Here is a 21,407-nt window from a genome sequence, read left to right on the forward strand (position 1 = left end):
ATTATTCAGTGACTGAGCCGGAGCGATCCGGCTTTTTTTGTTTCCGGGTCGGTTGCTAACTTTAACGTCATATTTGAGAAATACCTAACCCGTTACTGAATGACCTTAGTTCTACGTTCTGTTTGCTGCATTGCCGCAGCTTCATTCCTCCTGTTTAACTGCGCGGGCAGAAAACAATCCACGCCAGCCAGCAGCCAGCTTGCCAGTACTGATTCACAGGGCAAAGAGCTTTTTACCACACATTGTGTCTCGTGCCATGCCATGGAACAGGAGGAGATCGGCCCGCGCCTGGGTGGTGTTACCGGCGTGCTTTCGGAAAAAGAGCTGGTTGCATTCATTAAAAATCCCAACCATGCGATCGAATCGGGTAATGCACGGGCTGTGAGCCTGTCGAAGCGCTATAAGATGATTATGCCGCCCTTTGATTTTTTGAAGGACGAAGAAATCCGGTCGATCCTCGGGTACATTGCTTCGGAGACGAAAGCGCGCAACATAGCACCGCTCGAAGTTAAAATAGACACGGCTTCGAATGCCCGCCTGGCGCAGCCGGTGATTAAAACGGGGCTGAGGATAGAGCTGGAAAACTTCGTAACGATCCCACCATCCAGCGATAAAATGCCCCGCACGCGTATCGCGAACATGCGCCCGCACCCGTCGCAGGACGGTACGCTGTACGTGAGCGATCAGCGAGGCCTGATTTACCGGATCAACGGAAAGGATGTAACCACTTTCGTCGACCTGAGGAATGAGATTGAGGATTTCGTCAATGAACCGGGCCTGGGTACCGGCCTGGGCAGTTTCGCATTCCATCCGGATTACCTCAGTAACGGTTTGATTTATATTACCCACACGGAGGCTCCCAAAGGAAAGCGTGCCGATTACGTTTATAACGACTCCATCAAGGTCGCCTTACAATGGGTAGTTTCCGAGTGGAAGATCGACGATGTCAAAAGCCAGGTTTTTAAAGGAAAAAGAAGAGAGCTGCTCCGCATCAATGTGCCTAATGTGGTGCACGGCACGCAGGACATCGGTTTCAACCCCGATGCCGCGAAAGGAGACAAGGATTATGGCTTATTATATATAGGTACCGGCGACGGCGGCTCGACGATCAGTAAATATCCCCAGCTTTGCCACAGCCTGCATTCGCTGCTCGGTACGATTATCCGCATCGATCCGCTGGGAAATAATAGCAAGAACGGGCATTACGGCATTCCGGCTGATAATCCGTTCGTAGACGAGAAGGGCGACATTTATAAGGAGATATATGCCTATGGTTTCCGTAACCCGCACCGTCTGGCGTGGCATGGCGGAAGGCTGTTCAGCGCGGAAGTGGGCGAATCCAATTTTGAAGAGGTGAATGTGATCGTGAAAGGCGGCGATTATGGCTGGAATGTGCGGGAAGGGAATTTTGGTATATCTTCCAAAGACCTTAAAAATGTGTATCCGGTGCCGGCGACCGAGAGCGGCAAGTTCGAAAAGCCCTTTTTGCAGTACGATCATATCGACGGGAATGCCATCAGCGGCGGCTACGTGTATGAAGGCCCGATAGCGGCTTTGAAGCATAAGTACATCTTCGGGGATATTGTCAACGGCCGTATTTTTTATGGTACGATCGATCCCCAATTGACTGACAACTCGGTGTATGAGCTAACGATCGTCCGCGATGGAAAGGATACCAATCTGGTTGAAATGTCGGGTTCGAAGCGGGTCGATATACGCATTGAATACAACCGCTATACGGGGGAACTGTACATCATGACTAAAAGCGACGGTAAGATCCGCCGGGTAAGCAAGGCATATACGTTAAATTAGCCGCAAGGGCGCTAAATAGTCTGCGACTGCCGATAAATAATTGAATTGTCCTGATTTTCAATGGGCGTTGTTTCTTTGCAACCCTCACTAAACGAAAATCAGGACATCTGTTATGGCCAATGTTAAAACTGTACTCGACCAATGGTCGGTAAAAGACCTCGAAGACAATTCCAGCATTAATGTACTCGTGGAAAGCTGCACGGAGCTCGGTAACAATGCACAGCCGGGCATACAGATTATATGCATGGGGCATTACATCACCTACGAACCCAATATCGTAGAGCAATGGGCTTACAAAGCCGGTAAAGAAGGCGTTACGGAATATTTGCTTGAAGACAAATCCTGGACTTACCACGAAGATCAGTATGTGAAATATTTCCTGGTGCTGGGCAGCCCGCTCAAAGCGCGCATTATCGTGAAAACGCGCAGCTCGAAGCCCAATGTAAGGGAGTATGACCTCCCTTTTGAAGTCTGACGCGGAGTATCACTCACACATACACACCTACCTGAAATGATCAAGTTTACTTACCTCGCATTGCTGGGTATTTTCTGCATAATCCTATTGATTACGGTAGTTTACTACCTCCTGAAACCCGCCCCCGCCGGCGACAGCTCGGTGGGGTGGGCGCTCGGGATATTGTACCTGGCCGGGCTGCTTGGCGTAGTGCTTCTGGCGGCCCTGTTCTGGAAAAATAGAACCATCGGGCTGGTGATTCTCTGTATTCCGATGCTATTTTTTCTGTGGCCGGCCATCCAGCGGGGAGCAACAGATGTGTACGCCTGGTTTCCAACTCAAAAGCGCAGCCCGCTCACATTGCATATCGTCAACAACACGCCGGCGCTCGTCAATGTGAAGCTCGAATGCTGGTTCGATACACAGAGCGAAGTGCAGCAGACCCTCTACAAAACACTGGAATTTACTTCAAAACCATTTGCTGTTGATCAGCATGTGCTCGCGGATTATGATGTGCAGCTGCTTTCATCGAAATCCGCATTTGTACGGCTGGTATTCTTCGAATGCTTGCAGCAAAGTGGAAACGGCTACTCATATGTCCGCGAAGTGCAGCCGTGCATGCAGTATCACGATGTGCCGGTTGAGGACTTCCGGGTGAAGGATTACCTGATCGCCATTGACGGGGAAAAGAACTCGGAAGCATTTCAGGATGAAATAAAGAGATTGAAAGCAGATAGTCTTTATACGAACGGTGTGTTCTGAAAACCAGAGTTTTATGAAGTTGACCTTATCGAAAGTAATACCCTCGCCGCTGGATACGCAATTGCAGCTGACACATGCGCTGGAAAGTACCGGCTCCTTTTTAATGGCCGATCGCTGGAAAATACTGCTTCTCCGCCCGAATGGCGCCATGGACCTGATATGGCAAACCACCGACGAGGATATTGCCTATAAATGGAGAGGCTTTTTCGACGACAGACTCACCGATTCAGTTTACGATGAAATTAGGCAACTGCCAAATGGTTTCCGGTTGCTCCCCAAAGAAGATTACCAGCGAATGGAGGCGTCGGACTTATATAAAAAAGCCAGCACGCTGCCGCTACTTTATGAGGCGCATGACGGCACGTGGCTCGCCTTTGCAGGAAAGAAAATCGCGGTAATTAAGTGGGTGGCAGGGCATGCCGGCGAACATGCCATCACGAAGACCAAAGGCAAAGACCCGATTTGCCGGGCTTTGCATCCCCAGCAAAACCTGATTGTCTACGGAACCAATCACGGAGAACTCTTCGCACAGCCATTTGATCAGAACGGGTTTGGCAAAACGATCAAAATCAGTGAGCTTCCCAACATATGCTATCAAATAGCTTTTTCCGGCGACGGCAAAAGATTGTTCGTTGGAGGCTTGGGCTACATTAAAATGTTCGAATACGACAGCAAAAGTTTTACCGAAATGGCTTCTATCTCTTCAGCGCTCAGGTCGTTCGAACTCGCGGAGGATTACCTGGTGCTTAACAAAGGAATGCACGGCATCGATGTCATAAAAGTGACGGACAGGCTGCAAAGGATCGACTCAATGGACTTGCCGTTTTCGATCGACAAAATGCTCTCGCTAGGTCCGCAAAGGACCTTTCTACTTACTTCCGGGTCGACGAACGAATGGGCGTTGCTGAACTGGTAGGCGTAACTACAAGTAAATCTTGACCATCTCCCGCCAGTACCTTGGCCGGTGGGCTTCATCGTCCCAAATGTAAAACTGGTGCGGCACGTTGAGCTGGTGGAGTGAATCGCTTAGGTGGCGGTTATTGTCCAGAAAAGTATCCTCGCGCCCGATCACGAGCGTGATTTCCATTCCCCTCAGTTGTTGAAGCAACTTGGGGTCTGAAATGCCCGGTACAAAGTGATTGGGCATGTTATAATAGATATTTTCATCAAAATACCCGTCGAAGAGGTCGGCGAAATAGGGAAGCGCCTGCGTGAGATCGTAGCGGGCGCTCATGCCTACTACTTTTGTGAAAATGTTGGGATGCTTGAAGGCGATATTCACTGCATGGTATCCGCCGAGGCTGCAACCTGCGGCTATAAGCTCGCGCTTTTTGTTCTGCGTCCGGATGAACGGGATTACTTCTTCGAGAATGTACTTTTCGTATTGTATGTGGCGGGCAATGCGTAAAGGAGGAGGGGAGTCGGAGTAAAAACTTTCGCTGTCGATACTGTCGACGCAGTAAACCTGTATGAAACCGGCATCGATCTTCTCTTTCATCGCGTCGATCACCCGCCAGTTTTCGAAATCGTAAAAATGGGCTGAGCGCGTCGGGAAAAATATGACAGGAGTTCCCGATTGACCAAATACAAGCATTTCCATCGACTTACCCAAAATCGGACTAAACCACTTGTGGTACGCTCTTTCCATGACGAAGAGGTTTGTTTAAGAAGTTTTTTGAAGTGCCCCGTTAACGGCATATATGTTTTCACTGATCACTTTCTTCCAAATTGCATAGCCATCTGCGCTCAAATGCAGCCCGTCCGCTTCGAAAAGTGACTTGCGCGGGTAGCCCTGGTAGTTCACCATCAGCGGGAAAATATCAACGTAATGCTGATTCGGATCTTTTTCGGTCTCCTCGCGGATCAGCTCGTTGGCAGCCCTGATCGACGTGATGATGTCCCACCGTTGCAAGCTCGGCTTTATCGACACAAAAAAGCAGGGAATATCGCCGAAACGTCCCCGAACCAGTGCAACAAGCTGGCGGTAAAACAGCAGCACCTCCGTAGGGTGCCGGCCGTCGCCCAGGTCGTTGTCGCCGGCGTAGATGACAATGCGCGCAGGGGCCGTTACGGTGGTCATAATACGTTCGAAGAACCAAACGCAAGCCGCCAGCGTGGAGCCTCCGAAACCCAGGTTAACCGGTTTAAATTCCGCGAAATCCTCGTATAAGCTCGTCCACAATGTAAAGCTTGAACTTCCGTAGAAGATCGTATCAGGCTCATAGTTTAATGTGGACCGTTCTTTTTCGACTCTTTGTACTTCCTCTTCGTACCAGACCATATTTTCCTGATTTTCGGTATCTCGCTGATTTTGGGTGTTTAACCGTAAAAATAAGTACGGGAAATTAACATATGGTTAAATAATGGTCATGGGAATGAGAATTATCAAATAATCGGGCCAATCGTCGTCGGAATACTACAAGAAATATAATTTTTTATAAATCGGTTACAACCATCGGCCGCTGTTCGGTTTCTCTGCATTATAATTCAAACTACTATTGGCATGAAAAGAACGATTTTACTCGCATTAATCTGTTTTGCAGCTATTTCCTGCGACAAAAAGGACGACGCCGCACCTCAGGCTGATCTGAATCCAACCAGCCTGACCTATCAGAAGGCAGCAACGGTTCGTACTTCGGGCAGCGATCTGAAAGTGGAGCTCAAAGAGGTGACCGACAGCCGCTGCCCGGTGAACGCCAACTGCGTTTCGATGGGAAGTGCGAAATTGGTGCTCGCGATCTCCGACGCTTCGAACCAGGTGAGTGTGGATTTCGAATTCAAGGGTGATTCCAAAAACCAACAGGGTTTCAAGCTGGGAGGAACAGAGTACGTACTGACCATCTCGGAGGTGCTTCCTTATCCGGAACTTCCAAAATCACCCAAGCTGGAAGATTACAAGATTGGAGTATCCATCGAAAAAAAGTAATAGATTCAGATTTGGTGTGAAGTGCAGCAAAAGGAGTCAGGAGTATCCTGGCTCCTTTTCTCATTTTTGGCGTTTCAGGTGCTCCCAATGCGATTTGTTCGTAACTTGAACACTTCTAAACCCATTAACCAGCCAATGAAGCATAATTTTTCAAGACGGGAGGCGCTTGCCGGACTGGCTGCCGCCGGTGCCGGACTGGCATTAAGCCCGTTTTCTTCCTCAGCCCATAACGATCTCAAAATGATACTGGAAAGGAAAATCCCGTCAACCGGCGAACGTCTGCCGGTAGTTGGCCTGGGCTCCTGGCAGCAATTCGACGTTGGAGCCGGCGCTTCTGAGCGTGGGCCGTTGAAAGAGGTATTGCAAAAAATGCAGGAAATGGGTGGCAAACTCATCGATGCTTCCCCTATGTACGGGCGCGCCGAGCAGGTAATCGGTGACCTGACCACGGATTTGAAGCTGAACGAGCAATTTTTCTTTGCCACAAAGGTATGGACAACCGGCAAGCAGGAGGGGATCGACCAGATGACTGCTTCGTTGCGGAAAATGAGGCGCAAAAAGATCGATCTGATGCAGGTGCACAACTTGCAGGATTGGGAAACACACCTTAAAACGCTCCGCGACTGGAAAACTGCCGGAAAGGTTCGTTATATCGGAATTACCCATTATACCGATGCCTCCCACACGCGCCTGGAACAGATCGTGAAATCGGAAAATATTGATTTTGTACAATTCAACTATTCCATACGCTCGCGGAACGCGGAGAAAAGCCTGCTAAAAGCGGCCAAAGACAAAGGCGTGGCCGTGATCATCAATGAGCCGTTTGAGCAGGGCGCATTGTTCCGGGCGGTAAAAGGGAAGGAGTTGCCTGCGTGGGCGGGTGATTATGATATCAAAAGTTGGGCGCAGTTTTTTCTGAAATACATTATCAGCAATGATGCCGTCACCTGCGTGATACCAGGTACTTCTGATGTGAAGCACCTGGTAGACAATCTGGGCGCCGGTGAAGGGCGCTTGCCCGACGAAACGGCCCGAAAGAAAATGCGCGAGTGGATGGCAGGAATTTGATTATTCCAACGCGAAAGCCACATATTGGTTACCCTTTTTGGTGCCCAGCTTGGTACCGCCACAGGCAATCACCACATACTGCTTTCCATTGACCTCATAGGTAGCGGGTGTAGCAAATCCGGCAGCCGGCAATTGAGTTTCCCAGAGCAATTTGCCGGTTTTTTTATCAAATGCTCTGAACTTCTCGTCTTTTGTAGCAGCGATAAAAAGCAACCCGCTGGCCGTTACAACGGGCCCGCCATAGTTTTCGGTGCCGGTGGTGGGAACGCCTTTGGCTTTGAGCGATTCCACTTCACCAAATGGTATTTTCCAAAGAAACTTGCCGGTGTTCAAATCGATCGCATTGAGCGTGCCCCAAGGCGGTGAAATCGCAGGCAGGCCGTTGGCATCCAGGAACTTGTTGTAGCCGGTGCTTTGATATGGCAGATAGACCTTCTTCGAAGCAGCCGTTTCCGAGGCGGCCTCCACTTTTTCGTCACCAAACAGGAACGAAACCAAAGCCTGCTTTTCGTCGGACGTCAGCATCGTAAAACCGGGCATCATACCCTTACCGGAGCTTACCAGCTGGTTCACAAATGCCTTGTCGCGGCGTGTGCCGATGTCCACAAGCGACGGATAGCCGCTTTTGGCATTACCTTTCCTTTGAGGCCCGTGGCAGGTCACGCAATAGGTGGTATAAACCTTTTCACCGGGACTCAGGTTGGATAGTTCGCTTTCTTTCGGCGTGTCTTTCATCGTCAGAATCCAAGCCATTTCATTGCTGTTCACATACAAGATTCCCTCGTTGGGATCAGCAGCTGCGCCACCCCATTCCGCGCCGCCGTCGAAGCCGGGCAGGATTATCGTGCCTTCTTTGCTTGGCGCGGCGAAAAGCGCCTTTTTGTATCCTTTGAATTTGATTTTCAACGAGTCGCGATCAGGTGCGTGAACGCTGATGTCATTCTCGGTGAGGGTGTAAGCCTGCCGTGCGTAAGGAGCCGGCTTGCTTGGTACGGGCTGCGCCGGCCAGGGATATTCACCGGGCAATGCGTCTTTTGGTGCGGTAACTTCCTTGATCGGGAACAACGGCTTGCCCGTCACCCGGTCGAACAGGAATACGTAACCCTGTTTGCTGACCTGCGCCACCGCGTCGATCTTGCGGGGTTTGCCGTCTGGCCCGGTTTGCGTGACGGTAATCAGGTTGGGAGGTGCGGGAAGGTCGCGGTCCCAGAGGTCGTGATGCATGGTCTGGAAATGCCAGAGGCGCTTGCCGGTGCGCGCATCGAGTGCGAGCAGGCAGTTGGCAAACAGGTTAGCTCCCTTGCGCTTACCGCCGTAAAAATCGTAACCTGCCGATCCGGTAGGTACATATAAAATGCCGCGCTTACGGTCGATAGCTGTACCTGCCCAGTTATTCGCTGCGCCGGTGAAAGTGTTTTTGTAGGCGTCGGGAGGGAATGTTTCATAACCAAACTCGCCGGGATAGGGGATGGTATGAAACGTCCATACGAGCTTACCCGTGCGCACATTGAACGCCCGCAGGTCGCCTGGGGCCGCGTCGGACTCTTCCGAAAGCCTCAATGGCATAATAATCAGATCCTCGAAGATTGTGCCCGGCGTGTTGGAAACCATGTATTTGCTTTTGGCAGTTTCAGGCAGCCCGGTATGCAGGTCGATGCGTCCGTTGTCACCGAAACGCTCGATCACCTTCCCCGTGCGTGCGTCGAGCGCGTACAGGTATGAGCCCATCGCGTGCATGATGCGTTTGTCGTCTCCATCCTCCCAATAGGTAAGGCCACGGCTGGTATTGGAGCCGTTTTTAGATTTATCGCCGAACACCCAGAGCTGCTTGCCGGTAGCCGCGTCGAGCGCGAAGGCCTGCACGGTGGCAGTAACTCCATACAGCACGCCATTCACGATGATCGGGTTCACTTGCGTTTGCCCAGAGTCGGGCATGGACCAGGTCCAGGCGACTTTCAGGTTTTTGACATTATCCTTATTGATCTGCGTCAACGGCGAGAAATGGTTTCGGTCGGGGCCACCGAGGTACTCACGCCACTCGCGTTGGTCGTCGTTTTGGTCAGAAATTGTTTGTGCGCCAGCCAGTATCAAGGCAAGGCCGCCAATACACCACGATAAGGGTTTTAACATATAAACTGCAAAAATCAGATGTATAAAGGAGGTTATTCAAAACGGGCATTTACGGTAAGGCCCGGCCAGGAATCGGTACGGAATGCGCTGGCGGGAAAGCCGTCGGCATTGTACAGGTTGGCGTCTTCCGGCGCATCCGACCACGCGTAGCGCACGGCGACCGGCTTGCTCACATCCGGGCTGGAAACGATCACTTTATTTCCCTGGATCTCCGCCTTGGCATAATGGAAAACCTTGTCATCGCCGGCGATCTCAAAGCCTTTCAAATATCCGTAGCGATCTTTGACAGTGAGGCCATTCTCTGCGTTTTTAAATGAAATAACGGCCTTACTGCCCTGCACCTGCAACTGGTCATAAAGTGGAGAAGTGTACGGGATGTTCTGGCCGTAATCCTGCTTCAATGCCTGGGTTGCCAGGCGGTGCGCTACGTCCTGTTTGTTGGTCGGGTGAATGTCGAGAGGGTTACCCACGTCGGTAGAAACGGCCATACCGGTTTTGGGCAGGCTGAGTGTCATATTTTGAGCTTCGCGGAGTTCGGCCCAGTTGCTTCCTTTGTTGCTGTCACGATCTACACCGAAACTCGATAATTGCACCCAATAGAACGAGAATTCATCATTCCAAAGTTTACGCCAGTCGTTGATCATAAGCGGAAACGATTGGCGGTATTGGTAAGCGCGGCCTGCATTGCTTTCGCCTTGGTACCAAAGCGCTCCGCGTATGCCAAACGGTAGCAAAGGCACGATCATCGCATTGTAAATAGTGGTACCCACATTGTTCATCAGGTGTGCGTACTCGTGTTTTTCCGCGAATGCGGGCATCAGGTACCAGTCCTTGGCGAGGCTGGTTTTGCGGCTACCGTCTTCCACGTAGAGGTCGTTGGCCGAGCCCATCAATCCCGGGCCAAACCATGAGGCACTCACCATATTGCCTGTTTTGAGTATCAGGATATTTTTGCCTTCCTTCCAGGTACCCGCGGGTAGCTGGATTTTCCGCGCACCTTTCGCAGCTCCTTCATGGACGGGCTTACCATTGATATACACCTCGACCGGCCCGTCGTTTTCAGCCAACGACAGGGTAGTCTGTTTCCCAACCCAATCAGAAGCAATCGATATTTCTTTGGCCATATAACCTTTGCCGCGGAAACCCATTAGTCCCTTCCAGTCCCATTGTCCCACGCCGTCCGCGGTTTTTTGCCAGCTAGTGAAATCCACGTCAGGCGAAATGTATTTCTTTTCATCCTCCCAGGTCGGGTCGTAGGACGCGTTTTTGAAAAGCTGTTTTTTGAGCTTCTTATCCATTATGGCATCCGCTTCCTGCCATGTTTTGGGCAGGTTTTGCGCGTAGGAACGCAGTTCGTCATTGCCGAGCATGGCTTCCTTGCTGATCCAGCCTTCTATTTGCGAACCTCCCCACGACGAATGCAGAAGGCCGATCGGTACATGCAGTTTTTGATAGAGTTCGCGGGCAAAAAAGAAACCCACTGCGGTGAAGCCGCCGACCGTCTCTGCGTTGGCTACTTTCCATTCTCCGGCTGTCAAATCTTGCTCGGGTTGAAGCGTTACCACGTGGTCGACGCGGAAATGGCGAATTTGCGGAAACTCGGCATTTTTGCGCTCCTCTTCATAATTTTTTGCCGCCGAAACAGGCCATTCCATATTCGACTGCCCCGAGCAAAGCCATACTTCGCCGATTAGCACATCGTTCACGGTCGCATTCCCCGATTTGCCGCTTACTTGCAACGAATGCGGCCCGCCGGCTTCCAATGCTTTGAACCTCACAAGCCATTTGCCGGATGCATCCGCTTTCGCATCCATGGATTGTCCCGCCAATGTCACCTTCACTTTTTCACCGGGTTTGGCCCACCCCCACACGGGAATCGGCTTTTGGCGTTGGAGCACTACATGATCGGAAAAAAGGCGGGCGAATTTGATTTGGGCAAACGACGGCGTCGCGCAGGCGAGGAGCAGCAGTATCAGTATTCGTTTCATCGAAAGGCAAAGTTGATTTTTGGTTACCTATAAATGCCTAAGGAAGTCATATTCTACTGAAATAATGGGTTGCTCGCGTTCGGTTTGTTGAATTTGGCCTTATTTTTAGCCGTAATTCAAGTATAAGCCATGATTTCCATCGTTATTTGCTCGGCCGATCAGACCGAGTTGTCCAAAGTTTCTGAGAATATCCACGATACCGTTGGCATTCCCCATGAAATAATCGCGATTGACAACCGTGAAGCAAGGTGCGGGATTTGCGACGTTTACAATGAGGGAGCAAAGAAAGCCAGGTTCGATCTGGTGTGTTTCATGCACGAGGACATTGAAATCAGGACTGAAAATTGGGGAAGCGTCGTTAAGCATATCTTTGAGAGTGACCCGGATATTGGCATTGTGGGAGTAGCCGGGGGCGGTTACAAATCCCTAGCGCCTGCGGGCTGGTATCAGCTGGAATTCCATTCGGAAGAAAGGTCGTATCAGAATGTTCTTCAGGGCTACAAGTTTGATGACAAGCAGGAAATTCATGCTTATCATAACCCGCGCAATGAGCGGCTGAGCCGGGTGGTCTGCGTGGATGGTCTTTGGTTTTGTACGCGGCGCGATATAGCCCTCCGATTTCCATTTGACGGCAAAGTGCTTACCGGCTTTCACGGGTATGACCTAGATTTCTGCCTGAGCGTATTTCCGCATTACAAGATCATGGTGACCTATGAGGTGCTGATGAAGCATGCCTCAGAAGGGAATTTTAACAGGCAATGGTTGGACCACATCCTGAAACTGCACAAAAAATGGAGTTACGCCTTGCCGCTGACGACATCCGTCATGCGGGGCAATGAAATGTACGATATCGAAAAAAGGTCATTTGAGAGGCTCATAGAGCAAATGATGCGCTGGAAGTATAGCTACTGGAAAATTCAGACGATGCTCTGGCACAGCGCCAAGACGAAGCAGATGTCCACCCGCGTGGTTTTTAAGGCTTTTCGTCACCTTTTGAAATTACATCTACATATTCTTCCCTTTCCGGACGGGCAAAGAAACGGGCCCACAACAGCTTAGCACGCAAACCCCAGATCTGCCGGTACACGAATGCTGTTTTCTTCGACTTTTTGTAAACCGGAATGTAGTAGAGCTGTTCGTAATTATCCCGGATAATGCCCGCGTATTCAAATGAAAAGAACGATTCAAGCCGCGCTTCGAATAAAGCACGGAGCCTGTCGAGAAAGGGTTGGTCGCGGTTTTTTTTGAACGAGGCACATTGCTGTACCCATTTCAGGTCCCGACGCAACTTCTTGATGTCGCGGTTTTCGTGGTAATTCTTCCGGATTTTCTTCCGCTTGTTGAGAATGTCGGTGGACGTAGTCGTATGCTGGCGGTATCTGACCAGCGTTTCCGGGATCACCTCAATGCTGCCCAGGTTGGCAGCTACATAGGCAATCCAATGGTCGTGAAAATGATCCGGATTGAATGGCAGGAACTCGTCGCGCAGGTCGCGTTTGAAGAGAATGCTGTGTCCCGAGACGCAATTGAAATACAAAAAAACCTTGGGATCATCGCCCCGGTAGAGGTGGATAATGTCTGACATCTTCCGTTTCCAGGTCATTTGCCGCCCCTGCTCGTCCATAAACGCCGAATCGTGGTAAATCAGCAAATGCTCCCCGATACCCGCTACCTGTTTGCTGATTTTTTCCAGGTCCCAGATATCATCCTGGTCGCACAGCGCGATGTATTCGCCTTCACACAGGCCAATCGCCTTTTCGAAATTCTTTACATAACCCAGGTTGGCCTCGTTTTCTAAGATCCTGAAAAACGGGTACCGCTCCTGGTAGCTGCGCACGATCTCGCGGGAGCGATCCTTGCTGCCGTCGTCGACAACCACAATTTCGATGTTCGGGTAAGTTTGGTTTACGAGCGAATCAAGCTGTTCTTGGAGGTATTTTTCGCCATTGTAAACACACAATGCGATCGAAACGAGCGGGTAGGGTGTGCCGGGAATATCGGAATCGGGTTGGTTGTTCACTTTACTGTTATTTTTTTGCTTTTACGCCCCATGCTTTTCTGAGCGCATAAAAAAACTTGCTGGTGTCCGGTTTCTTCAAAATCCGGAGCAGTGTGTCGCGGTGTTTCCAGACGAGGATTCCAAATTTTGCATTGAAAAAGCCATCGTTACGCCTGATACTCTGATTGTACAATGCATCGATCAGCCCTTGTGCCTTGCCTGTACACTGCTGTGCACAAAGCCGGAGCCACTCACTTTCCCTTTCCAGTTCAAGCACTTTTTGATCGGTACTCCTGGCCACCGTTTTCAATGCGAGTATATCGGTGTTGTTGCTGGAATGCTGGCGGTATTGCACGAGTGCCTCCGGTACAAAATCGATGCTGCCAAGGCAGGCTGCATTGAATGCCAGCCATTGGTCGTAATGAAAGCGTTCAGGGAAAGGCAGTGATTTTTGCAATACCTGCTTTTTCATCAAAATACTATGGCCCGATACGCAGTTCAAAAACAGGAACACTTCGGGCGCATTGCCGCGGTAGAAGCTCAGCTTGTCGGAAATGCGCCGGTTCATTGACCGGCCCCCGGCGTCTATAAACTCCGAATCGTGGTAAACCAATGTATGGTCGCCGATGAGGCGTACCTGCTTTTCAAGTTTTTCCCGTTGCCAGATGTCGTCCTGGTCACAAATCGCGATCAGCTCGCTCCGGCAGAGACCCAGCGCCTTTTCAAAATTCTTGTTGTAACCAAGGTTTTGCTCGTTGTAATGCAACCTGATGCGGACGTCCCTTTCCGCATATTCTTCCAAAATGGAACGTGTGGCGTCAGTCGAAAAATCATCCACTACCACCAGCTCCCACTGGGTATATCGTTGTGCAATTACCGAATCCAGCTGCTCCCGGAGAAATGCGCTGCCATTGTAGGTACACAAGGCAATGGATATCAGCGGCGGGTTTTCCATTTACACATCGGTGAATTGCTGCATATCGATCAGGCGCTTGTACAGCCCGTCTTTCGCGATGAGCTCTGTGTGGCTGCCTTGTTCGATGATCTTGCCTTCTTCCAGCACCAGGATCGTGTCCGCGCTCTGAATTGTGCTCAGGCGGTGTGCGATCACAAGCGATGTCCGGTTTTTCATCAGGTTGTTCAATGCTTCCTGTACCAGTTTTTCCGATTCGGTATCCAGGGCCGAGGTCGCCTCATCCAGGAGCATGATCGGCGGGTTCTTCAACACGGCCCGGGCAATGCAGATGCGCTGCTTTTGTCCACCTGAAAGCTTCATCCCCCGGTCTCCTATATTGCTGTAATAGCCCTCCTCGGTTCCCATTATAAATTCATGTGCATTGGCAATCCGGGCTGCTGCCTCCACCTGCTCCATGGTGGCGTCCGGGCTTCCGAAAGCGATATTCTGAAAAATCGTGTCATTGAATAGCATCGATTCCTGGTTCACAAGCCCGAACATCGACCACAGCGATTCCTGTTTGATGTGCCGTACATCCACGCCGTCTATCAGTACATGGCCTTCTGCCGTATCGATAAACCGGGGAAGCAGGTCCATCAGTGTCGATTTTCCGCCGCCGGAAGGCCCTACCAATGCAACTGTTTTGCCTTTTGGAATGGTCACATTAATGGATTGCAGGACAGGCCGCGAAGGGTAGGAGAACGAGACGTTTTCCAGCCGGATGGAATCCTTAAAATTCCGCATATCCACCGCATCCGGTGCGTCACGGATCTCCGGCTTTTCGTCGATCAGTTCGAGCACGCGCTCGCCTGCGGCTATGCCCGCGTGAATGGTGCTGAAAGAGTCAGTCAGTGCTTTCGCAGGGCGCATTACCTGCGAGAAAATGCCGATGTAGGCGACGAATTTGGACACGTCGAGGTCCGAATTGTTATCGATGATAAGCGAGCCGCCGTACAGTACGATAATCGCAACCATGCTGACACCCAAAAATTCGGAAACCGGCGAGCTGAGCTGCTGGCGTTTGGCCATTTTGCGCCCGAGGTCGGAATAGCGGATGTTTTCCTTATGGAATTTGTCTTTGATAGCCTCAGTGGCATTGAACGCCTTGATGATCTTGATGCCGGTAAGGGCTTCATCGAGGTAGCTGATCATGAGCCCGAAGTAATGCTGGGCCAGGGCAGCCTGCTGTTTCAGCCTTTTCACGATTTTTGAAATGAGGAAAGCGGAAATAGGGATCACCAGGATGGCAAAGAAGGTCAGTTTGGCCGACGTAGCGAAAAGCATAAATACATAAGCAAGCAACTGCATCGGCTCCTTAAACACTACCTGTAAAGTACTTGTAACCGAAAATTGTACGACTCCCACGTCGGATGCGATCTTAGAGATAATATCCCCTTTGCGCTGGTTGCTGAAATAGCCCACATGCAAGTCCATTACATTGTCGAACACTTGTTTGCGCAAATTCAGCAGGGTGTGGATCCGGAGGTTTTCCATGATCCGCTGCGAGAAATATCTGAAGATATTCGAAAGCAGCACAGAGCCGACGATTACCGCACATACGACCTGTAACGCGCCGTGTGGCCCGAAAGCCAGGTTAGCCTGCTGCGCATAATAGTTGAGCATGCCCGTGGGGTCAAGCCAGCCGTTTTCCGGCCTGGGGTCCGCTTGCCCGCCCTGGTTAAGAAAAAGCGTATTCAGGAGCGGCGCCAGTAGGGCCAGGTTTAATGTATTGAATACTACTCCCAGCAGGGTACAAATGATGTAAGGGACAGCAAAACGGGCAATCGGTTGAGCAAAAGATAATAATCTGAGGTACGTTTTCATTCTTAGATAATGGCATACTCGCCGTACGCCGGAAGTAAAAAAAACCGAAACCGGGTTTTTCGGATTAACGCGCAAATTAACGCTTATCTGGCGAAACAACTGTCCGTGACTTCAATTAATTCCCGGCAGGCCGCCGGTTAGTACGATGCCACGGTTACGGGAAAGGTTGGAAGCCGCAGGAAAAAAGCCGACAATGAGCGCGGAGCCCAACTTTTTAAAACAAGTCGTTGTTCAAAAGTAAACCGCCAGACAATGATTACGAATTCCGATATATTTTCAATTGAAACAGGAGACACCGTGCCTGTAACTACCTATAAGGCAGCCCGCTCGGTTGCCGGGCTTGTTGCGAGCCATTTCGAGCGGCACCACGAGGCGGTATCCAAGTATTACGAACAGGAACTCGCGCCCCGTCCCGACGCCCGCATTATCGAAACGATCATCGATACGACGTTCTGGGCGAGCCTGCGCCGCGAGGAGGGGCGCTCGCCGAAAGTATCCATCGCCTACCTGCCGCCGGAAGCCGCCGAACACCCGCTGGTGTTTGCTGAGAAACTCGCGCTGACAGCCAACGTGCTCACCAAGCTCGCACCCGCGGTGGAGCGCTCGGGCATCCACCTGGGCGTGTGGCTCGAAGACGGCGAGCTGCGTATTTGGGGTACCACACGGGTGATTCCCGGATTGTGCTTCGTACTGGAAGTGATCGAGCCGGGAATGCTGGTAGTGAAGCATCGCAGGGTAGAGGGCTTTGGTAAATTCGTGAACGTCGCGGTGCTCAAAGGCGATCAGGTGAAGATCGTCAACGAGGAGAGCCGTAAAGTGAAGGACTGCCCTTCGCTGATCAACTCGCTGATGGGGTTTTCGTCGACGACATTATGGAGTGACTATCCCAATTTGCTTGTGCAGCTCGCGGCGTCGATGCGCAGCCATGAGCGCGGCGGTATATTGCTCGTGGTTCCCAAAGGCAAGGACCGCTGGCGCGAATCGATCATCCACCCGATTACCTATGACGTGCAGCCGCCATTTTCCGAATTGGCCGACCTGCACCGCAAATATGTGGAGGATCCTAACCCCATTACCTGGCAAAACCAGTTCAGTTCTGCGGTGCACAATATGGCCGGCCTCACAGCCGTGGACGGCGCGACGATCATTAACGACCGTTACGAACTACTCGCATTCGGGGCCAAAATCGGCCGGGCGCAGGATGCCAAACCGGTTGAAGAAATCCTGATTACCGAACCGATCATAGGCAATACGGCGATGGTGGTGCATCCGGTACAGAACGGCGGCACGCGGCATTTGTCGGCGGCGCAGTTTGTGTACGACCAGCGCGATTCGATAGCGCTCGTGGCCTCGCAGGATGGCCGTTTCACCATATTCTCCTGGTCGAAATGCGAAAACATGGTGCAGGCACACCGGGTGGACGCGCTGCTGCTATGACCCGAACGGGAAGAGTTCCAGCTGCTCAGGGTCTTTGTATTTCCGCGATTTGACCTCAGGCTCATGAAAGTTAGATAGGGAGATCCCGAGCAGCCGCACAGCTTTTTCTTCCAGATCGAGCTTTTCTAGCAACTGCTTAGCGGTGTCGGTAATCATGTCGAGGTCGCCGACGGGGTGGGCGAAGGAATGGTTGCGGGTTATTTGGGTAAAATCACTGAATTTGACTTTCAATGTTACCGTTCGGCCTTTCAACTGGTTCTTTTCGAGCCGGTTGGCGACGGTGATGCCGATGCGGTCGAGCTCCTTGTTCATTTCATCCAAGGTGGTGAGGTCGTAAGTGAAGGTGTCTTCGGCGCCGAGCGATTTGGTTTCGCGGTGGGTTTGTACCTCCCGGTCGTCGATCCCGCGTACGATTTTGTAAAAGAAATGCCCTGTTTTTCCAAAATGGCCCACCAGCTCATCCTCTGATAGTTTTTTGAGGTCCGCGCCTGTAAACAGCTGCATTCCCTTCATTTTGTCGGCAGTAACCTTTCCCACGCCATGAAACTTTTCGACCGGCAGCTGGTCCATGAAGCTTTCAATTTTAGACGGCCCAATGAATTTTAAACCATCCGGCTTGTTGATGTCGGAAGCGATTTTGGCTACAAATTTATTGACAGACACCCCTGCCGACGCGGTGAGGTTCAGTTCTTCTTTAATGGATTTCTTGATCTGCTTCGCAATTTCCAATGCCGAACCGATGCCCATTTTGTCCTCGGTGACATCCAGGTAAGCCTCGTCCAGCGAAAGCGGCTCGATCAGGTCTGTATAGCGGGAAAAAATCTCGCGGATACTTCTGGAAACGGATTTATACACCTCAAATCTGGGATGCACGAAGATGATCTGCGGGCACAACTGAATGGCCTGCCGCGAAGGCATCGCCGACCGCACCCCAAACTTACGTGCCTCGTAGCTTGCCGTGGCCACCACGCCCCGGCCGGTAGGGGAGCCGCCGACGGCCAGCGGTTTGCCGCGGTATTCGGGGAAATCGCGCTGCTCCACCGAGGCATAGAATGCATCCATGTCGATATGGATGATCTTGCGGATGGGTTTGCTAGCGGGCGTTTCCTGCATGGAAATGGCAATTTTTCTGGTTATAGGTGTACCCTCCAATTAAAAACAAATTAAATAATATTGCATTCGCATCAGGAGGCACTTTTTTTTCGTAGTAGGTGAATAAATCCGCAGTCAGTCTGTAACTAGCGGGCCGATTCTTTACTCATGTCCCCAGAAAATTCGATGCGACATACTATACTCCTGTTCAAATACATTCTTGCAATCCTTCTTTTGGTCCGTATTGGCTCCGGCGTTGCGCAGGCGCAGGACCGTTGCGCGTCGATGGACCTCCTCCAAAAACGCTTCACCGAAAAGCCCGCACTTAAACTAATGTTCGACCAGCGTGAGCTGCGTCTGAAACAGCTCATCAACGAAAGAATAGCTTCCGGGAAGTCGATGCGGACGACCGGCCTGGTCACGATCCCAGTCGTGTTCCACGTCGTGCTTAGCCGTCAGTCGATGGTGACAGACGCGCAGCTCATGGCCCAGCTCGATACCATTAACAAGGATTACGCAGGAACCAACGCCGGGGCGGACAAGGTTCCTTCCTATTTCAAATCGCTTTTCGGACAGTCGGGCATTCAGTTTTGCCTCGCGCAGCGCACACCCAACGACGCGCCCTCGACCGGGATCATGCGTTACACTACCACACGCAATTCATTTGACTACACCACTAACCAGGTGAAGCACGCCGAATCGGGCGGCGCGGATGCCTGGGACACCGATAAATACCTCAATATCTGGATTTGCGACCTGTCGGGCTCCACGCTGGGCTACGCTACCTTCCCGGATGACGGTGTAAAAGACGAGCAGGGCGTGGCGATCGACTACGCGTCGCTGCCGGGCGGAAGCGCTACCGGTTTCAACCAGGGAAAAACATTGACCCATGAAATAGGCCATTATTTTAATCTGTTCCACATTTGGGGAGATGATAATGGCTCCTGCTCCGGTACGGATCAGGTGGATGACACCCCCAACCAGAGTAACAGCACGACCTCCTGCCAGACGGGCATCGTTACCGATCGCTGTACCACCACTTCGCCGGGCATTATGTACCAGAACTACATGGATTACACGCCTGATGCCTGTTTGTTAATGTTTACCAAAATGCAGGTTGCAAGAATGGAAACGGCGTTCAGTACGTATCGTTCGCTGCTGGCGCTTTCCAATGGCTGCACGCCGGTGGATGTGAAGAAAAAGGATGCTTCCCTGAAAGCGATCCGCCAACCTGCACAACGCATTTGTTCCAACTCGCTCACACCGCAGATCACCTTGGTGAACAAGGGCAGTGAAACGCTAACGTCAGTGACGATCCACGTCGCAATTGATAATGGAGCCGGGCAGAATTACAACTGGACTGGTTCGCTGGCCACTTACGCCGAAGCAACCGTGACTCTACCGGCCATGACCACTTTGGAAGGCAACCATGTGCTGAGCATTACCACGTTGAATCCAAACGGCGCGGCGGATGAGGATACTTCCAACGATGCTTTGAGCCTGGATTTTATCTACTATGAGCCATTCGCCGCTCCTGTGAAGGAAGGATTTGAGGGACTCTTCACCCCGCAGGGCTGGGATATCGTGAATGAAGACGGTGGCTCGACCTGGGAAAAAACAACTTCCGCATCCAAAACGGGCAGTGCCTCGGTTAAAATAGGAAACTTTGACAACCAGGTGGTGGGACAACGCGATTACCTGCGTTCGCCGACGGTACGTATTGCCGGAGTCGACTCTGCATTTGTATCGTTTCAGGTAGCCGCCGCGACTTACACCAATGCTTCGGCACAGGGTAATGTATGGGATACTTTGCAGGTGCTTATTAGTACAGATTGCGGACAGACTTACACAAGTGTCTACAAGAAATGGGGATCCAGCTTAATCACCCGCAGCACGGCCACTCGAACCGCGTTTACGCCGGGCGTGAACGAATGGAGGCGCGAAGAGATCAATATCGGCAGTTTCATTGGCCAGGGCGAAATCCTCGTCGCATTCCTGAATACCAATGGCAACGAGAATGATATTTACCTCGACGATATCAATATCCGCACTGTGACCGTGAATCCCAACCTGAAAGAGGCGGGCTTCCTGGTGACACCGAACCCGACGAGCGGACAGGTGTCGGTGCAGTTTTATCCGCATCCCGAGAAACTGAAATCCGTCTCGATTTATAATGTTGGCGGGCAGAAAATCAGGGAGATCGTCATTACCGGTGAAGTGGCTTCCAATGTTTACAACTTCGATCTGACGACCTACCCATCGGGACTGTATGTGGTCAAAGCGGAGTTTGAAGACCGTGTTCTGACGAAGAAGATTGTGAAGAATTAAGGTAAAAAAGTCAGGAAGTCATTAGGTCATTTGTTGATTTAATACAATATGACCTAACAACTTCCTGACTATTAATGACTACTAGTGACTAATATATCCTTTTAACCACCACCTTGCTATTCGTCTGCGAAATGGCAAACTCCCTGGCATTTTCATTCGGTGGTGCGATAAAAATCTGCTTTTTCTTCTTGCCATCGGTGTTTACCCAGTTGGCTGAATAAATCTCCGGGAGCTGGCCGGTGTAGATCGGGTGATGGTCGGAGTACATGAACACTTCCTCCTGTTCGTAAGCCAGTTCGAGATCGCTGCCCTCGATCACATCACAGATGATCTTCAACCCGCCTGCCTCGTCGTCTACCAGACCTTTGATCCGGGCTTTCCCGTAAAAAGGATCTTCTTCAAATTCCCAACGGATGTAGTATTCGATTACGTTTCCGATCTGAGACTCAATGTAGTCGGCAGTTAGCAGTTGTTCCTGGCGCATGGTCGAAGTTGGTTTTTTACACTCCTTAAAACTAGGCAAAATTCAATCCCGCCCCGTGTGGGCGTTTTGACAAATGTAATCGTAAGCAGGATGTTTCCAAAAATAATAGGACGCGTTTCATAGATATTTGAAAAATTACGATCAAGTA

Annotated in this window: 18 protein-coding genes; 9 read left to right on the forward strand and 9 right to left on the reverse strand. The window is 51.1% G+C overall.

Features of this window, described 5'->3' with window-relative positions:
- The first annotated feature begins 99 nt into the window (after positions 1-99).
- The 4 genes from J2Y43_RS17340 (at position 100) to J2Y43_RS17355 (ending at position 3,944) form a co-directional block, all read left to right on the forward strand.
- Positions 100-1,812, forward strand: coding sequence for a PQQ-dependent sugar dehydrogenase (locus J2Y43_RS17340; protein ID WP_309984949.1), 1,713 nt, complete (start codon positions 100-102; stop codon positions 1,810-1,812).
- A gap of 112 nt (positions 1,813-1,924) precedes the next feature.
- A complete protein-coding gene (locus tag J2Y43_RS17345) occupies positions 1,925-2,287 on the forward strand; it encodes a hypothetical protein (protein ID WP_309984950.1) in 363 nt (120 codons plus the stop codon).
- Between the two features lie 36 nt (positions 2,288-2,323).
- Complete coding sequence (locus J2Y43_RS17350) at positions 2,324-3,028, forward strand: hypothetical protein (RefSeq protein ID WP_309984952.1); 705 nt, start codon at positions 2,324-2,326, stop codon at positions 3,026-3,028.
- Positions 3,029-3,041: 13 nt separating this feature from the next.
- Positions 3,042-3,944, forward strand: coding sequence for a hypothetical protein (locus J2Y43_RS17355; protein ID WP_309984954.1), 903 nt, complete (start codon positions 3,042-3,044; stop codon positions 3,942-3,944).
- A gap of 6 nt (positions 3,945-3,950) precedes the next feature.
- Here the strand turns inward: J2Y43_RS17355 and J2Y43_RS17360 are convergent, their stop codons facing one another.
- Positions 3,951-4,676, reverse strand: coding sequence for an esterase family protein (locus J2Y43_RS17360; protein ID WP_223404412.1), 726 nt, complete (start codon positions 4,674-4,676; stop codon positions 3,951-3,953).
- Between the two features lie 15 nt (positions 4,677-4,691).
- Positions 4,692-5,309: a GDSL-type esterase/lipase family protein gene (locus J2Y43_RS17365; RefSeq protein ID WP_309984957.1), complete on the reverse strand. Its 618-nt coding sequence runs from the start codon at positions 5,307-5,309 to the stop codon at positions 4,692-4,694.
- Between the two features lie 222 nt (positions 5,310-5,531).
- On the opposite strand from J2Y43_RS17365, the gene J2Y43_RS17370 reads away from it, so the two are divergent.
- Entirely contained in the window at positions 5,532-5,954 is a 423-nt protein-coding gene (locus tag J2Y43_RS17370) for a hypothetical protein (protein ID WP_223404417.1), read from the forward strand.
- Between the two features lie 135 nt (positions 5,955-6,089).
- Positions 6,090-7,022: an aldo/keto reductase gene (locus J2Y43_RS17375; protein ID WP_309984960.1), complete on the forward strand. Its 933-nt coding sequence runs from the start codon at positions 6,090-6,092 to the stop codon at positions 7,020-7,022.
- On the opposite strand, the gene J2Y43_RS17380 is transcribed toward J2Y43_RS17375, so the two are convergent.
- Together J2Y43_RS17380 and J2Y43_RS17385 are read right to left on the reverse strand one after the other, a co-directional pair.
- Positions 7,023-9,152 (reverse strand): PQQ-binding-like beta-propeller repeat protein, encoded by a 2,130-nt coding sequence (locus J2Y43_RS17380; protein ID WP_309984962.1) that lies wholly within the window; start codon positions 9,150-9,152, stop codon positions 7,023-7,025.
- Positions 9,153-9,184: 32 nt separating this feature from the next.
- Entirely contained in the window at positions 9,185-11,140 is a 1,956-nt protein-coding gene (locus J2Y43_RS17385; protein WP_309984964.1) for a sialate O-acetylesterase, read from the reverse strand.
- A 129-nt stretch (positions 11,141-11,269) separates the two neighbouring features.
- Between J2Y43_RS17385 and J2Y43_RS17390 the strand changes: the two genes are divergently transcribed.
- Positions 11,270-12,199, forward strand: coding sequence for a glycosyltransferase (locus tag J2Y43_RS17390; protein ID WP_309984966.1), 930 nt, complete (start codon positions 11,270-11,272; stop codon positions 12,197-12,199).
- On the opposite strand, the gene J2Y43_RS17395 is transcribed toward J2Y43_RS17390, so the two are convergent.
- From J2Y43_RS17395 to J2Y43_RS17405, 3 genes are read right to left on the reverse strand one after another with little or no spacing between them, the layout of a single operon-like run.
- Positions 12,114-13,160: a glycosyltransferase family 2 protein gene (locus tag J2Y43_RS17395; protein WP_309984968.1), complete on the reverse strand. Its 1,047-nt coding sequence runs from the start codon at positions 13,158-13,160 to the stop codon at positions 12,114-12,116. The two genes, J2Y43_RS17390 and J2Y43_RS17395, sit on opposite strands and share 86 nt — an antisense overlap.
- A 7-nt stretch (positions 13,161-13,167) precedes the next feature.
- Positions 13,168-14,094 carry a glycosyltransferase family 2 protein gene (locus J2Y43_RS17400; RefSeq protein WP_309984970.1) on the reverse strand — a complete coding sequence of 309 codons (927 nt, stop codon included), beginning with the start codon at positions 14,092-14,094 and terminating at the stop codon, positions 13,168-13,170.
- Positions 14,095-15,918, reverse strand: a complete 1,824-nt coding sequence (locus J2Y43_RS17405) for an ABC transporter ATP-binding protein (RefSeq protein WP_309984972.1) — start codon at positions 15,916-15,918, stop codon at positions 14,095-14,097. It abuts the gene before it with no gap.
- 252 nt (positions 15,919-16,170) lie between these two features.
- Between J2Y43_RS17405 and J2Y43_RS17410 the strand changes: the two genes are divergently transcribed.
- Positions 16,171-17,355 (forward strand): putative sensor domain DACNV-containing protein, encoded by a 1,185-nt coding sequence (locus J2Y43_RS17410; RefSeq protein WP_309984974.1) that lies wholly within the window; start codon positions 16,171-16,173, stop codon positions 17,353-17,355.
- Here J2Y43_RS17410 and dinB read toward each other — a convergent pair.
- On the reverse strand, positions 17,350-18,468 hold the full coding sequence (gene dinB, locus J2Y43_RS17415) for a DNA polymerase IV (RefSeq protein WP_309984977.1): 1,119 nt from the start codon (positions 18,466-18,468) through the stop codon (positions 17,350-17,352). The genes J2Y43_RS17410 and dinB overlap by 6 nt on opposite strands.
- A gap of 165 nt (positions 18,469-18,633) precedes the next feature.
- Here dinB and J2Y43_RS17420 point away from each other — a divergent pair, with 165 nt between their 5' ends.
- The gene (locus tag J2Y43_RS17420) at positions 18,634-20,775 is read left to right on the forward strand and encodes a M43 family zinc metalloprotease (protein WP_309984979.1); all 2,142 of its coding nucleotides are present in this window, start codon (positions 18,634-18,636) and stop codon (positions 20,773-20,775) included.
- Positions 20,776-20,863: 88 nt separating this feature from the next.
- On the opposite strand, the gene J2Y43_RS17425 is transcribed toward J2Y43_RS17420, so the two are convergent.
- A complete protein-coding gene (locus J2Y43_RS17425; RefSeq protein WP_223404439.1) occupies positions 20,864-21,259 on the reverse strand; it encodes a hypothetical protein in 396 nt (131 codons plus the stop codon).
- Between the last annotated feature and the right edge of the window lie 148 nt (positions 21,260-21,407).

It is taken from the genome of Dyadobacter sp. BE31 (assembly GCF_031457695.1).
In the GTDB taxonomy this organism is placed as follows: Bacteria; Bacteroidota; Bacteroidia; order Cytophagales; family Spirosomataceae; genus Dyadobacter.